We start from the raw sequence: 14,434 nt of genomic DNA on the forward strand, positions 1-14,434 counted from the left end.
GGGTTAGAAAGTTTATATGAACGATATACAAAACTACGTCAGACTTAAACTGAACCGCCGTATACCGAACGGTACGTACGGTGGTGTGAGAGGTCAGAGGCTAGGCGCCTCCTCCTACTCGATTATGTATTCCCCTAGGGAAAGCATCATGAAGAATAGTAATGAATCCGTTTTTTTCCTTCTTTTGCCGCATACATTGAATGGTCCGCTCTTTTCAGTAATGTGATCATCTCGTTCCCGTGTTCTGGATAGAAGCTCACTCCCATACTCGCTGAAACCTTATGTTCTTTACCACCAATTTGGATAGGCATGTTAGATAATTGCTCCAGTATGTTCTCGGCAATCTGTTTTGTACTTGTTGTAAAATCCTCTGCTTGAGATGAATGTAATAAAATGATAAATTCATCCCCACCAATCCGAGCAACATAACTATCCTCAGGGGCAGATTCCAATAGGCATTCTGCGGTCCGTTTGATAACGATATCCCCCATATCATGGCCAAAAGCATCATTGAAATATTTGAAATTGTCGAGATCGATATAAAGAAGGGACATATCATTTTGGATTTCTTCCTTATTATATTCGAAATAATTAAAAATGAAGTTCCGGTTATAGAGACCTGTTAGCGAATCCCTTATTATTCCATTCTCGATGATGACCGTTTGACTGATTAAGGATGCCAATGATTTTAAAAGCACCTCATCATATACTTTAAAATCATAAGGTTTATTATCGAATGCACACAGTGTACCGATGATCCGATCCTCATTAGTGATGGGGGCGCCCATATAACATCCATTGTGAAGCATTGTCAAAATGGGGTGATTACGGGTCAGGGGGTTATCTTTTATATTGTCAATAACAACTGGTTCCATATTATTTTCGATAACCATTTTACAAAGAATCTGATTAAAGGTTAGAGTATCCCCGCTATTAATTAAGCTTGCATTGCGGTTAAAGGACTTGACGATAAAACTTTGGGATTGATCAAAGATCGTGATAACGAATGTATTGACTTTAATCGTATGAGCTAATAATTCAAATACTTCTTTAGCAATGGAGTCAAAATTCTTGTAGTAATTAATATCATGGAAAATCATTTCTGAATCCCCTTTTCCTAAAGTTTATTGTACTGGATGCATTATGATTAAAGTACTTCAGGTCTGTTGTTTATTAATTGCATGAAGGTAACACTAATTCCGGGTTATTATGTTGAAAGGGACACAGGTTTGCTTAAAATTTGATAGTATAGGGGTAAACCTTCATTATTAACATGGAAATTACATAGCTTATGGTAAATGAGTCAAAATCCATACTATACGTATACCACTTTTTAAGAAATGGAAACAGTACCATCAATCTATCATACATGGTATATTTTATCACTATTTGCATTGTCGAACTTCTTTCTTGCTTTTAATCACATAGTTGATAAAAAAATGCTATGATATATGGCTGATTTATAAAATATTTTTGGAAAGGATAATAAATAAGAAGATTCAAAAGGGGATTATTATGGGAAAATTAGAAAGCGTATACCCAATTTCAATAGACCACACAAAGCAAAAAATTCTCCAGGATATCGATCGTTATATAGAAAATAAAGATATTATGCCGGTCTATGAGACATACCTTTCAGATCGTAAGTCTTATGTCGAACAGATTTGGTTGAATGTTTGGTTGAATAAAGCTTCAAATGATGTGCCAAGAAAAGAGAAAAAAGCTTTTTTAAAAGTACGTGGACACATTACGGAAGGGACCGATCATAAGCATATTAACAATTTATTTCGAAATGAGCTAAGGTCATATAAGCCGTTTGATACAATATCCTGGTTGGACAAAACATTTTTAGAAAACGAGCAAGGATGGGAACAGAGATATCTTAAAGCAAGGGAGGTTTACTTCAAACGGCAAGAGGAGCAAAAGCTCGCACATAAGCGATGGGTTGTTCAAGAAAAACTCGAAGATGAAGCGAACACTTTTTTTGAAAATCATTCCCTTCTTGTGTATTTGCATGTCCGTTATTATATGTCCGGAATAATAGCAACGGATATTCAAAATAAGCCGAAATTTCAATCTGTTGAACCATTTTTACTTGAAGAACGATTGGTGGAAGAGGGTTCGTTCGAGTCTAACGATTACCTTATGGTAACTGATTTTCTCGAAGAATTGACGGGGGATATTCATTCCACATTTGACTGGGCAAAGAGCCATTATGAATATGAAAATTATTACTATCGCTATGAACGGTTAGTTATGGAGTTTATCTTTGGATTTGTCCCTAAGAAGATTCTTGATTATTTATCTAAAGAAGTATTGGAGGATTTTTCAGAATCATATGGCGAAATAGTGACCTTGGAGACCCTTCAAGAATTGCTTCAAGATGATTTGTCAGATCTTTCACAAGCTTGTTTTGATGAACTACAAGAAGAGTACTTATCTGACTTACTCAATCTGGCTCAAATTCCGTTTGATGAAGCTTTGCATCAAGAGATTTTTGAAAAGGACGAGGAAAACAGGGAGCGGAAAAAAGCAGAAATACTGGCAGAAGAAGAGCGCAAGAAAGAAGAAGAGAGAAGAATTCTTGATGATATTTTTGGTAAGGCTTATACTCCTTCGTTAGGAAAACAGGCTAAGTATATTTTGCATATCGGAGATACGAATACAGGTAAGACACATCAAGCCTTAGAGAAAATGAAAAAAGCAGAGAGTGGATTATATCTTGCCCCCCTTAGACTCCTTGCTCTTGAAGTGTTTGATAAGTTAAATGCGGATGGGGTGCTTTGCTCATTAAAAACAGGTGAAGAAGAAAAGCCAGTAATGGGAGCAAAGCATATTTCCTGTACGGTTGAGATGTTTCATGAAAAGGACTACTATGATGTGATTGTCATTGATGAGGCTCAAATGATAGCCGACAAAGACCGTGGATTTTCTTGGTATCGGGCAATCACGAAAGCGAATGCAAAAGAGGTACACATTATCGGTAGCCGAAATATTCAAAAATTGCTACTCAACTTACTTGATGAAGTTGATCTGGAACTGTATGAATATCGGCGGGACATTCCATTAGAGATAGAAGCAAAAGAGTTCGAGTCAAAACACACCAAAAAAGGAGATGCCCTCATTTGTTTTTCAAGGAGGCAGGTTCTTGAAACGGCCTCGCGTGTACAAGCGGGTGGCCATAGGGTTAGCATGATTTATGGGAGCATGCCTCCTGAAAACAGAAAAAGGCAAATCGAACTATTCAATCGTGGTGAGACATCAGTCGTCGTTTCTACCGATGCAATTGGAATGGGGTTGAATTTACCAATCCGACGCATAGTCTTTCTTGAAAATGAAAAATTCGACGGGACAAGAAGAAGAAGGCTGACTTCCCAAGAAGTTAAACAAATAGCAGGCCGTGCTGGGAGAAAAGGGATCTATGACACGGGTAAAGTTGCGTTTACAGCTGACATAAAAATCATGCGAAAATTACTTGAACAGGTAGATGAACCCGTACAAACTTTCACGATTGCCCCGACATCTACAGTATTTGAACGGTTTCAAAAGTACTACAGGAACCTTGGAACATTTTTTGAAATGTGGGAGAAGTTCAGTCCACCAAATGGAACAAAAAAAGCATCACTTTCAGAGGAACGTGAGCTTTATGAACTGATTCGAGATACCGAAATCGAAGCTCGTTTTTCATTAATGGACTTATATGGCTTTCTTCATCTTCCTTTTTCAGCTAAAGAGCCTCGGCTCATACGCCAATGGCTTGAAACTGTCGAGGCAATTGCTGAAAGCAGCGAACTTCCTGATCCCCTTATCAGGACCAGGAACCTAGAAGAGTTGGAGCTTTCATATAAGGCAATAGGACTCCATCTTCTCTTTCTATATAGAATGGGAAAGAGAACTGAAGCTGTATATTGGGAGCGGGTACGGGAAGAAATCAGTAATGGTGTTCATGATCAATTAAAAGATGAAATCATCAATTATCAAAAAAAGTGTAAGCGTTGTGGAAAACAGCTTCCAGATGACTCGCGATTTCAAATTTGCGACGCTTGTTATCATAGTGGACATCGAAAAAACCGCAAATACTAAAAAGATATTAGTAAAAGGAAACCCCCGGATATCAGCCAATTCCTGATATCCGGGGGTTTTAAGGTAGTATTCATTTTTTTCTTTTGGCAATCAGGGCAGCTTGCTGCTTCATGCGATTATCCGCTTTTTTGTCATGAACAACCAAGAGAGCATGAATCAGACCTGGAATGTAGAAAAACAATGTGAGAATTAGATTAAGTAGGGCTTGAATGGGTTTACCGGCAAATAAAACGGCTAATGGGGGGAATAGAATGGCGATTAAATAAAGAATATTGATCACTCTCCAAGTTTAAAGGATACAGCTAATATAACATGTATGCTATTGCTGGGCTATTTAGTCATTTGGCTCGTTACTAAAAAAGAGAATCGGATCCACTTTAAGATGTAATGAGTAGGCTCAATCCACTTTATTCCGTATCTGTTCCAGGATTAATTCCAGATCTTCGACAGGTAGCTCACCAAGGGAATTTTTGATTTGGTCTTCAATCCGTTTCCGGTCAAGCTCCCGGTATTGATCCCACCATTCCCTTAGACCATCCGTATTCTCCAATAAGTATTCAATGTCTATTTCTTCTTGATTATCATCAGATAAGTACCTCATTACCTCACCCAATAAACTGTTGAGACGGCCTACTTCATTTTCATCCCCTTTCTTATCTAATGTCGATCCCTTTTTATTCATAGCGGTAACTTTTTGATTGGCCATCTGCTTAAGCCTCCTATTTTTAAGGATAGTATTCCTTGAATTGCTAAATTCAATAAATAATAAAATGAAGATTTTAGAATACAGAATGGTAATTTTATCAATAACCTCGATAGAATATATTTAAATTCCACAACTCCTTATCTAGATTAAATAAATAATAGCATTATTAATAAGGTATCTAAAAACAAAAAAAGAAGGAACCAGAAATCTACCCTTCATCAAACTATGCTACTAATTTTCTACATTCTACCGCACATGTCAAACAAGCACCGGCACATTTTTGACAATGTTCATGATCATGTTTTTTACATTCATTCCCACAGCTTTCGCATATCTTAACACAAGCAGCTGCTAATTCGGAAACGAATGGTGTATTTCTACTTAACGCCTGTTCCAAGTATGAACACATCTCCGCACATTCTAGGTCCAAGCGAATGCATTCGGCCATCATCTTTACATTCTCTTCTTTTAAGCAAGCATCAAAACAATGGTTACATGCTGTCATGCATTCGTGTAAGGTTTAAATGACTGACTGATAATTTTCGTGTGACATGGGGATTCCTCCTTAATTGTTATCTCTAGATTATCCCTTACTATAAAAACTAATTTTAAAACAGTAAATCCCAGATTCAATAAGACATTATCATACATAGTAAAAAAACAGATCAAGAAGATCGGGACAAGCCAGTCTTTTACGGAATGAAAGGGGGAACCCATGCATAAATTTAAAGAAAAGGAGTGGTTGCATGCATGTATATTAAATTAAGCGTGGCTAGTGTTTCCGGAGCAGTCATTTATTTGATTTATAATTTAAACCAGACGCTTCGAAAAGGGATGGGTACTCTTGAAGAAACCAATAAAACTCTTGAAGAGGTGAGAAAAGCGGTACATGGGCTTACAGATGAATCTAAACAATTAATCCATACTGCAAATCAAATTACAGTCGATGTGAAAGGGAAAATGAGTAATGTAGATCCTTTGCTGGAATCTGCACAAGATGTAGGAGAAATGATTCATAATGTCACACACACAATCAAAGAAGCAAGCAGGAATGACTCGGAAATTCCACCAAATCCTACAGCTCCAAATAATCAGCCAGAGGGAGTACATATCAAAATTAAATAATAATCATTCAGCCGTCCACCCCGAGATCAACTAACATATGCAACGATTGAAAGCCATATGAAGGAACGAATTTTTCAAGTTTAAGGGGGATTATTTCATGGTTATGGAATACAGCGTCGCGGCAATCGCATTAGCTTTTATTTGGTTGGTGGTTTTCTTGATTAGTACACTGCAGAAAGTGATGGTGACGTTAGGGGAGGCCAATAAAACATTGGTGGATGTGAGAGGTGCTATCCAAGATCTTTCTTCCGAATCTAAACAGCTAATCCATACAGCGAATGATATCACCGTGGACGTGAAAGGTAAAATCAAAACAGTGGAACCGTTATTCGATTCAGCTCAAGACGTCGGAGAAGCCATTCATTCTGTGACGGATACGGTAAAGAAAGCCACAACCAATTATAATACGAAGATCTCTCCTAAAAAAATCAATCCGGCTAAACCCAAAAGTAATATTAGATAAAAAAGCACTTCTCTGGATTTTTACATACATTGCATTAACCTCATTGAACAAAAAAGACACTTCCGACTTGGGGAGTGTCTTTCCTTTGGTCTATTATCAGTAGTAGTATTATTTCTCGTTATTATTGCTACTATCGTTCCCTGAGGTTTTGGGCTCGTTGCCATGTTTAACACCTTTGCTTACATATGGCTTGGCACTCTTTTTCTTATTGGCTCCCGTTTTCCAACGATTCCAACCTTTCTTTCCCGTACCTGTCCCTGTTCCCTTGCCTGTTCCAGTTTTAGCTTTAGCCTTGCTCATGAAATCACTCCATTAATGTTGTATGCTTAGTTTAAACCACGTTGCTTGATTAATACCCAAGTATGTTGAAATATACATCAAATAGAGGAATAAGTACAGGGAAAGGAACATTTCTTTTTAAAAACCCTTATATAAATCAATAAAAGTTTAGTGAATACAAGCAAGGTGGTACGGTTTAAAGCGAAAGTAGGATCGATTAATAAACGTTTTGCTTGGATTTTGTCAATGTGAGGCTTATGCCTATTTTTTTGCATATCGTTAAGTAATGCATGAATGTGATTAAGACGGCACCTGTATTCATACCTAAAATAATGCCTTCCATGTTAAGAATCGATTGGGAACCTAAAATATACATGAGTGAAAATGACACAATATGTGCCCAAACTGTATGGATAAACGCATCTTTCACTAATCCTAAACCAATGAGGTAGGCTTGCATCGGTATGATAAAAAAGTGAAAAAGGAAGTAAGGACAAAGCATTTTCAAATAAAGGGAAGCAGCTGTAGAAGAAAAGAATAATGCTGTAAGAGGTTCCGCAAATAAGTAGATGATGAGTACGGCTGGGACTCCATACATCCCCGTAAACCACATTGACTTTTGCAACAAGATTCTAAGCTTTTCTTTATCCTGTTTCTTATGAGCTTCCGATACAGTTGGAATGAGCATAATCATTAAAGAGTGAGCGATAAAAGCCGGAAAAAATCCGATAGTCATCGCAACACCTGTCAACATTCCAAAATGCTCAGTTGCAAGCACTGTGCCAAAGCCTGCTGAAAGAAGGGCAGCATGAATCAAGAAAGGCTGGATTGCATTTGTTACGGCATGAAAAATTCTTAGTCCCATAGTAGGCAGGGATACTTCCATTAGTTTTTGACGGGCATGTTTGCCCGTAGTTCTTAGATTCGTACCACGACCCATGATCCGAACATGTAGAATCAGTATACTGATCAAGTATAAGAATACAAGGAACTCACTTCCTACTAATACGAAAAAAGCCATCAACAATGATTTTTCCTGGTTGAATTGGAAAAGGTTGAAGATGACGAGAAGCAACCCGAACTGAAAGATTTTCTTTAAAAAGTTGGAAATCGCAATCTTCCCCATTTGCTGTACACCCATAAAATATCCTCTTGCAATCGAGGAAAATGCCACAATGGGAATCAAGCCGATCAGCAACCATTTTATATACGGATGAAATCCATCCATAATCGAAGAAAATGAAAGAATCAAAGGCATGATGATACACATGATCAATACGACAACTGTAGCCAATTTAAAGGCATGTAGCAATAGATTATAATGTAAAGTAGGTTTATTTTCTGCGACAAACTTGGCAATTGAAACATGTAATTCAAAACTGGCAATTACATATATCAAAAAGAATACCGGTAAAATGGACATATAAAGTCCCATACCTTCTTCTTGTAGTTCCCTGGCCAGAATCATATTTACGAAGAACTCGATACATTCACCAAAAAACGCTGCGATAATCAAGATGAGCGTTCCTTTATAAAAAGACTGCATGCTGTCACACTCCTCAAAAGGTGTTTGTATAAACATATGAGACAGGCACCGGAATATTCATAATGAATGATAGCGAGTAAGATAAGGAAGTTTAACGTCTAATGGGGCAAGTCAACTACTTATCGTTGACTACTTCAATTAATTCCCTCTCGGTAGATACCCTCAGACAAAAAAGGATTATGGCAAATAAAACTTTGATATGCACTTTGTATTCAAATAAATATTTTGCTATCCTGTATTCAGAGGAGATGAAAAAAATGAAATTTTCAACTATTGATCAATCCAATTTAGACGAATTATGTATTGCATTTGAAAGCTGTTTAACTCAAAATCATATTTCATTTAAATATGTAGACATGACAGAAGAAGATGGAATAATCTCGTTTATATTCTGTAACAACCCCGAGTATGCCAGATCTGTTGAATTAGACGGAAAACAGTTCATAGGGTTAGACACAGATTACATAGCAAATGAAATATTAGTACCAATCTTACCTAGATTAAAAGAATTTGCAGATGAATGAACTCCTCTTAATCTAGGAGCTTTTATTGGTTAAATGGTTAGATTGTTGAAAATCAGTTACCAGCCAAAAATTTAGAATAACAAATAGCACGGCATGAGTTATATCAGGCCATGCTATTTGTTATGGAGTCTTTATGGTGTACTCTGTCAAAGGGATTAGATAGAAGTTTTTGAATCTAAGTTGTCTATTTCCAACTCGATTTTTTGTATCCGTTCGACCTTTTCAACCTTAGTGCCTGGTATGAATAAACTGAGTATAAATGTGATGATGAATAATCCAATTACGATATATGAAATATTCTGTATAGCAAAAGAAAGACCCTCTCCTGAAGCCGTTGACAATAAATCTTCAATCTTTATCCCTAGCGATTGAAGTTCGGTCACAAGTCCTTGATCCGTTACTTTCCCTTCTGATAATCTAGCTTGTTCCACGGCTCCCATGAAATTAGAATCAATACCAGCCTGTTTAGCCTGACTGAGAAGAGATGACTTTGTAAAAAAGTCTGTAAAGGTTGAAAAAATAAGTATTCCTGTAACAGAACCGAAAGGAGCTCCAAAATCACGTATGGTTGAAAAAAGACCTGAGCCGGCTCCATACTGTGCTGGTGGAATCTCGCTTAAAGCATACTTGATGAAAATCGGCGTAATCGCACCTTGACTAAAGCCTAAGATAAAGGCAAACATGGAAATATAAGAAAAAGGGGTTTGGGTATCAATAAATGAAAAGATGAAAATCGTAAGAATAGGAATCAGTAAGATGGATAGGACAAGTTTTTTGTTATTTATTTTATCCGCTAGTTTTCCAAAAATCAGCCCTCCAACAGCGGAGCCCCCATAGATGACCATGTAAAACAATCCTACCTCGACCACATCTCCACCAGGTTTTGTAGAAATAAAAAAGTTCATAGAATAGATGAATGCCTGAAATGCTGCAATGACCAATAGATTAATGATCACAACCATGGCGAATAACCGTCGTTTTAACAGTGACAGCTCAACTATAGGGTTGGCCATTTTATTTTCGGCTACCCAAAGTGAAATAGCAGCTACAACACCTAAACCGAGAGTTCCAAGGGTATAGGGAGAAGAAATGCCAAAGCTTTTCACCAATGTAGAGACCGATAACATGCACCCTGTAGTTATAATTAATAACAAAACACCCAGAAAATCAAAGGAACGTGTTCCATTCCCTTTCGCTTCTTCAACAAACACTTTTACTACTACAAAACCAATTATTGAAAGTGCACCACTAATCCAATAAATGATAGGCCAGCCATATTGCTGTACCAAGTACCCTGCAATGACGGCTCCGGTCATGGAGGCTACGGCCTGAACTGCTGATAATATTCCTGTAGCCATTCCTCTTTTTTCAGGAGGGAAAATTGTTCCGATATAAGCAATGGCTACAGGTAAGATACATGCAACTGCAAAACCTTGTATAACACGGGCACCTAAAAAGAAGGAGAAACTAGGACTTAAAGCGGCTGCGAATTCAGAAATTGCGAAAATCGACATCCCGAATAATAGAACCCGTTTTCTTCCCAATTGGTCAGCAACCCTTCCCATTACGGGGTAGAGGGCTGTGGAAGCAATATAAAATGACAAGATGATCAAGCCTGCCAAGTATGTCGGGAGTTGAAAATGTTCAGAGATGCTTGGAATTGCAGGAGCTTGAAAAACCATTGCTTCAATTGCTATAAACGATCCAAACACTAATGCAGCAAACTGACCCCATTGAGACCTTTGTTTTCCATCCTTCATCATATTCCCCCAGTTTTAATATAGTCATAATCGTACATACTGATTAAGAAAAACACATGATGTAAACGCTTACAAATTGAAGCCCTGATTTTTTCTTCGCGAAATCACGTGGATGAAAATGTACTTGCTCGTTACCTGAATTATAGATTGTTCATGTATGGATTATCAATCATTAAAAATGCCGAAAATGTTGGTAAAACAATTAAAAGGGGGATTCTTTCTGATAAGAACAAATTACACAACAAAATAAGCTTAATTTTCCATAAACTCTCAAGTGAGTTAGGATGATCTATTCATTGCGAGTAAACAGGGGTAGGAAGGGTTTCATGGTAAGAATCTTCGTGAATTCGTGAGCTATATAAGTAGACGAATACTTCATATCAGTATGGACTATCCAGTGATAAATGAATCCTCCGAGAACTGAAGAGAGGTAGCTAGCAAAAAAACCTGGATTAAGTTGTTCTTCACATTCTAGGGCCTTAATTTCCTTTAAGTAAAAGTTATACATAGTTTGAGAGAGTTGAATTATAAACTGTGGTACCCTTTCATGATTCATCAAGGTTTTAAAATAAGCGGAGTGATTCTCTATATAGATGAAAAGCTGAAGTGTTTCAATGGAGGGACCACTTATTGGATTTACATCCGGGTAGTTTTGAAGGGAAGTTTCACGCATGCATTGAATCATCCCATCTAGAAGTTCATCAATTATACAAGCGAGTAATTCCTCCCTGTCTCGAAAATGAGCATAAAAGGTAGATCGATTTACATCAGATCGATTAACAATATCAGTAATGCTGATAGCTGACAGTTCTTTTTCTTCAATCAATGAAATAAGAGCATCTTTTAATGATTGTCTTGTTCGTCTAATTCTACGGTCCACTTTTTTCATATCAAGCTCCTCTTTAAAAAATATTTTATACTTTAAATTTCTTTGAAGGGATTCTTTGAATTCAAAATACAAGGATTGACTATATCCTAAAAAAGTATGATTCCAGGGAATTTTATTTTCCGAATATTTAATTTTTAATACATTGCTATTTTAGCAATTTTATATTATTATTAACGCAATGGCAATAAAAGGTAAAAAATAAAAAAGAAAGCGGTTACAAAATTGTGAGGGAGGAACTAGTATTGAATGCTTATTTGTTATTAAATATTGCCGCAAGCATAGCACCTGAGCAGGAAATCATAAGTTTTGGGGAGAAAAGGAAAACCTACTCTCAATTAATTGACCGCACAGGCCGTTTAGCTTCAGCCTTAGAATCATTAGGGGTAGGGCGTGGTGATCGAGTTGGTATCATTGCGACTAGCAGTCCTGAAATGATTGAGGCTTTTTTTGCTAGCTTCCAATTAGGTGCTGTAATCGTCCCCATTAATTATCGTTCAAAAGCAGATGAGTTGGAGTTTATGATTTCTGACGCAGGTATAAAAGTTCTCCTGATTGAAGGTCGTTATACGAAATTGATTGCTCCATTGTTACCTTCAAGTGGAATTGAAACAACAATTTGCTTGGACGGGGATCAGGGTATAGGACTGAATTATGAAGAAATAATCAACAGTGTGACTCACCCGTATTTGGATTTTGCAGATGTGGAGAGACATGATTTGGCAATTCTTTTATATACGAGTGGCACCACGAGTAGACCAAAGGGGGTCATGATTACAAATGGCCAGTTAACTACTTATGTAATGGGACATTCAGAAGCAGCTGATGGAACGGATAGAGGGTCAACTATAATTTCCGTACCGAGCTATCATGTTGCTGGTGCGACTAGTATTTGCAATGCCGTATATACGGGGCGACGCTTGATTTTATTAAGGCAATTTGATGCTGGTGAGTGGCTTCGTGCTGTAGAGGATGAAAAAGCAACGCAGGCATTTTTAGTGCCGACCATGCTTAGTTGGGTGCTGAATCATCCAGATTTCAACACGACTGATCTAAGTTCACTTGAAAGTCTTTCTTATGGTGCTGCTCCCATGCCATATCCAGTCATAAGACGTGCAATCGATTCTTTTCCTCCAAGTGTGAATTTTGCGAATGCATTTGGAATGACCGAGACCACTTCTACAGTCTGTGTACTAAACCCTGAAGATCATAGGCTAAGTGGAACGAAGGAAGAAATCGATAAAAAGATTCGACGGCTTTCCTCAGTAGGTAAACCCTTGCCAGGAGTGGATGTAAAGATTTTAAACGATGAGGGTATGCCTGCGGAAGTAAATAGAATCGGACATGTATATGTTCGAACGGGAAGGACAATGAAGGGCTACTGGAAACGGCCTGATGCCTCGAGTGAAACACTTGTAGATGGATGGGTCAATACGAAGGACATGGGGTGGTTGGACGAAGATGGTTACCTTTTCTTAAGTGGACGCAGTTCAGATATGATTATTCGTGGCGGTGAAAATATTTCTCCCTCCGAAATTGAAAACGTATTTTTTGAACATCCTGAAGTAGCTGATGTCGCTGTGATTGGTATCCCCAGTCTGGAATGGGGAGAAGAGATAATGGCAGTCGTCATCCCAAACAATCCAGAATCTCCACCGACAACCGAAGAACTCATCCTTTATTGCAAGAACCATTTAGCCAGCTTTAAACGACCGACAAAAATTACATTTGCAAGAGAACTCCCCAGAACATCAACTGGTAAAATCCTAAAAAGAAATCTAAGGGAACAGTTTATTACCAATCCTATCAACTAAGGCACACCCTCATATAATCCATTCTAAGAATGCTCGCTATCTAGAACTTTATGTTGTGAAAAATTGTAAAGAGGTGATCGATATGCGTTTTGATTTAACCGAGGAACAAGATCAACTAAAACAGGAAATCCGTTCATATTTAGACAATCAAATAACACCACAACTACTGGATGAATTAAAAGAGAATCCAGATGGGGGTCCACTCTGGCATCAATATATTCGTAATCTAGGTCAAGATGGATGGCTTGGTATCGGATGGCCAGCTGAATTTGGAGGGCAAGGAAGGACTCCTCTGGAACAATATATATTCTTGGAGGAAATTAACCGAACAGGTGTTAATATTCCATTTATTACCTTAGAGACAGTCGGACCAACTCTGATGAAACTCGGGACAAAAGAACAAAAAGAATATTTCTTACCTAAGATTTTGAAAGGTGAAGTCGAAATCTCAGTTGGTTATTCTGAACCACAAGCTGGGACAGACCTTGCATCCCTAGAGACGAGAGCAGTAAAAGAAGGAGATTCTTACGTTATTAATGGCCAAAAGGTATTCACCACTAATGCGCATGTAGCCGATTACATTTGGTTGGCGGCCCGTACTGATCCGGACGCTCCAAAACATAAAGGAATATCGATATTTTTAGTACCTACAAATACTCCAGGTTTCTCAGTCACACCCATGAACCTGATGGGAGAAAGAACGAATGTCACTTACTATGATAATGTCCGGGTTCCTCTCGAGGCTCTTGTAGGGGAGGAAAACAAAGGGTGGCAATATATCACAACACAGCTTTCCTTAGAAAGGCTAATGCTGTCAACTTATTCGAAGATGGAACGGATGATTGAGGAAACGACAGAATGGGCAAGTGATACCATGATAGATGGGACACGCGTCATTGACAATCCGTGGGTAAGTGACCGCCTTGCTGAATTGACCGTCGAAATAGAGGTTCTTAGATTACTTAATTACCGTGCTGCATGGTCTCACTCCAATGAAAAGAACGCAACTTTTCGTCCATCGATGAACAAAGTGTTCGCAGCAGAGCTCAACCAGAAAGTATATGATACCTGCATGCAAATCATGGGAATGTTTGGCCAGTTAGAAACAGGATCAAGTCATGCAGTTTTAGACGGAAAAGCTGAATCGTATGCTAAAAGCCATCTTGTTTTTCTTTTTGGCGGGGGTGCAAACGATTCTATGCGTGATCTTGTTGCAAGATTCGGTTTAGGCTTGCCTCGAACATGACG

At 38.0% G+C, this 14,434-nt stretch carries 14 protein-coding genes; 6 read left to right on the forward strand and 8 right to left on the reverse strand.

Annotated elements, in window-relative coordinates; genetic code table 11:
• Positions 1 to 146 precede the first annotated feature (146 nt).
• Positions 147 to 1,100, reverse strand: a complete 954-nt coding sequence (locus ACIQXN_RS18985; protein WP_402970254.1) for a sensor domain-containing diguanylate cyclase — start codon at positions 1,098 to 1,100, stop codon at positions 147 to 149.
• Positions 1,101 to 1,515: 415 nt separating this feature from the next.
• Here ACIQXN_RS18985 and ACIQXN_RS18990 point away from each other — a divergent pair, with 415 nt between their 5' ends.
• Entirely contained in the window at positions 1,516 to 4,083 is a 2,568-nt protein-coding gene (locus ACIQXN_RS18990) for a DEAD/DEAH box helicase (RefSeq protein WP_402970257.1), read from the forward strand.
• Between the two features lie 70 nt (positions 4,084 to 4,153).
• Here ACIQXN_RS18990 and ACIQXN_RS18995 read toward each other — a convergent pair whose 3' ends face one another.
• The 3 genes from ACIQXN_RS18995 to ACIQXN_RS19005 all read right to left on the reverse strand — a co-directional run bounded on the left by ACIQXN_RS18995 (position 4,154) and on the right by ACIQXN_RS19005 (position 5,294).
• Entirely contained in the window at positions 4,154 to 4,354 is a 201-nt protein-coding gene (locus ACIQXN_RS18995) for a YqaE/Pmp3 family membrane protein (protein ID WP_402970416.1), read from the reverse strand.
• Between the two features lie 126 nt (positions 4,355 to 4,480).
• Positions 4,481 to 4,789, reverse strand: a complete 309-nt coding sequence (locus ACIQXN_RS19000; protein WP_402970258.1) for a hypothetical protein — start codon at positions 4,787 to 4,789, stop codon at positions 4,481 to 4,483.
• Positions 4,790 to 5,012: 223 nt separating this feature from the next.
• A complete protein-coding gene (locus ACIQXN_RS19005) occupies positions 5,013 to 5,294 on the reverse strand; it encodes a four-helix bundle copper-binding protein (protein ID WP_402970263.1) in 282 nt (93 codons plus the stop codon).
• 245 nt (positions 5,295 to 5,539) lie between these two features.
• Here ACIQXN_RS19005 and ACIQXN_RS19010 point away from each other — a divergent pair, with 245 nt between their 5' ends.
• Complete coding sequence (locus tag ACIQXN_RS19010) at positions 5,540 to 5,914, forward strand: DUF948 domain-containing protein (protein ID WP_402970268.1); 375 nt, start codon at positions 5,540 to 5,542, stop codon at positions 5,912 to 5,914.
• Between the two features lie 97 nt (positions 5,915 to 6,011).
• A complete protein-coding gene (locus ACIQXN_RS19015) occupies positions 6,012 to 6,377 on the forward strand; it encodes a DUF948 domain-containing protein (protein WP_402970271.1) in 366 nt (121 codons plus the stop codon).
• Positions 6,378 to 6,485: 108 nt separating this feature from the next.
• On the opposite strand, the gene ACIQXN_RS19020 is transcribed toward ACIQXN_RS19015, so the two are convergent.
• Positions 6,486 to 6,677, reverse strand: coding sequence for a DUF3934 family protein (locus tag ACIQXN_RS19020; protein ID WP_402970274.1), 192 nt, complete (start codon positions 6,675 to 6,677; stop codon positions 6,486 to 6,488).
• A 196-nt stretch (positions 6,678 to 6,873) separates the two neighbouring features.
• Positions 6,874 to 8,202: a polysaccharide biosynthesis protein gene (locus tag ACIQXN_RS19025; protein ID WP_402970277.1), complete on the reverse strand. Its 1,329-nt coding sequence runs from the start codon at positions 8,200 to 8,202 to the stop codon at positions 6,874 to 6,876.
• Positions 8,203 to 8,459: 257 nt separating this feature from the next.
• Between ACIQXN_RS19025 and ACIQXN_RS19030 the strand changes: the two genes are divergently transcribed.
• A complete protein-coding gene (locus ACIQXN_RS19030; protein WP_402970280.1) occupies positions 8,460 to 8,726 on the forward strand; it encodes a hypothetical protein in 267 nt (88 codons plus the stop codon).
• 155 nt (positions 8,727 to 8,881) lie between these two features.
• On the opposite strand, the gene ACIQXN_RS19035 is transcribed toward ACIQXN_RS19030, so the two are convergent.
• Together ACIQXN_RS19035 and ACIQXN_RS19040 are read right to left on the reverse strand one after the other, a co-directional pair.
• Positions 8,882 to 10,486 (reverse strand): MFS transporter, encoded by a 1,605-nt coding sequence (locus ACIQXN_RS19035; RefSeq protein WP_402970283.1) that lies wholly within the window; start codon positions 10,484 to 10,486, stop codon positions 8,882 to 8,884.
• A 289-nt stretch (positions 10,487 to 10,775) separates the two neighbouring features.
• On the reverse strand, positions 10,776 to 11,375 hold the full coding sequence (locus ACIQXN_RS19040; RefSeq protein WP_402970286.1) for a TetR/AcrR family transcriptional regulator: 600 nt from the start codon (positions 11,373 to 11,375) through the stop codon (positions 10,776 to 10,778).
• 242 nt (positions 11,376 to 11,617) lie between these two features.
• On the opposite strand from ACIQXN_RS19040, the gene ACIQXN_RS19045 reads away from it, so the two are divergent.
• Together ACIQXN_RS19045 and ACIQXN_RS19050 are read left to right on the forward strand one after the other, a co-directional pair.
• On the forward strand, positions 11,618 to 13,186 hold the full coding sequence (locus tag ACIQXN_RS19045) for a class I adenylate-forming enzyme family protein (protein ID WP_402970289.1): 1,569 nt from the start codon (positions 11,618 to 11,620) through the stop codon (positions 13,184 to 13,186).
• Between the two features lie 82 nt (positions 13,187 to 13,268).
• Positions 13,269 to 14,432, forward strand: coding sequence for an acyl-CoA dehydrogenase family protein (locus ACIQXN_RS19050; RefSeq protein ID WP_402970291.1), 1,164 nt, complete (start codon positions 13,269 to 13,271; stop codon positions 14,430 to 14,432).
• Positions 14,433 to 14,434: the final 2 nt, after the last annotated feature.

This window comes from Peribacillus sp. NPDC097295, assembly GCF_044761665.1.
Taxonomy (GTDB): Bacteria; Bacillota; Bacilli; order Bacillales; family DSM-1321; genus Peribacillus.

Excerpts from the sequence above, each read along its gene's own strand:
- ACIQXN_RS18985 (WP_402970254.1), bottom strand. The coding sequence starts at position 1,100 with ATGATTTTCCATGATATTAATTACTACAAGAATTTTGACTCCATTGCT.
- ACIQXN_RS18990 (WP_402970257.1), top strand. The coding sequence starts at position 1,516 with ATGGGAAAATTAGAAAGCGTATACCCAATTTCAATAGACCACACAAAG.
- ACIQXN_RS19000 (WP_402970258.1), bottom strand. The coding sequence starts at position 4,789 with ATGGCCAATCAAAAAGTTACCGCTATGAATAAAAAGGGATCGACATTA.
- ACIQXN_RS19005 (WP_402970263.1), bottom strand. The coding sequence starts at position 5,294 with ATGACAGCATGTAACCATTGTTTTGATGCTTGCTTAAAAGAAGAGAAT.
- ACIQXN_RS19010 (WP_402970268.1), top strand. The coding sequence starts at position 5,540 with ATGTATATTAAATTAAGCGTGGCTAGTGTTTCCGGAGCAGTCATTTAT.
- ACIQXN_RS19015 (WP_402970271.1), top strand. The coding sequence starts at position 6,012 with ATGGTTATGGAATACAGCGTCGCGGCAATCGCATTAGCTTTTATTTGG.
- ACIQXN_RS19020 (WP_402970274.1), bottom strand. The coding sequence starts at position 6,677 with ATGAGCAAGGCTAAAGCTAAAACTGGAACAGGCAAGGGAACAGGGACA.
- ACIQXN_RS19025 (WP_402970277.1), bottom strand. The coding sequence starts at position 8,202 with ATGCAGTCTTTTTATAAAGGAACGCTCATCTTGATTATCGCAGCGTTT.
- ACIQXN_RS19030 (WP_402970280.1), top strand. The coding sequence starts at position 8,460 with ATGAAATTTTCAACTATTGATCAATCCAATTTAGACGAATTATGTATT.
- ACIQXN_RS19035 (WP_402970283.1), bottom strand. The coding sequence starts at position 10,486 with ATGAAGGATGGAAAACAAAGGTCTCAATGGGGTCAGTTTGCTGCATTA.
- ACIQXN_RS19040 (WP_402970286.1), bottom strand. The coding sequence starts at position 11,375 with ATGAAAAAAGTGGACCGTAGAATTAGACGAACAAGACAATCATTAAAA.
- ACIQXN_RS19050 (WP_402970291.1), top strand. The coding sequence starts at position 13,269 with ATGCGTTTTGATTTAACCGAGGAACAAGATCAACTAAAACAGGAAATC.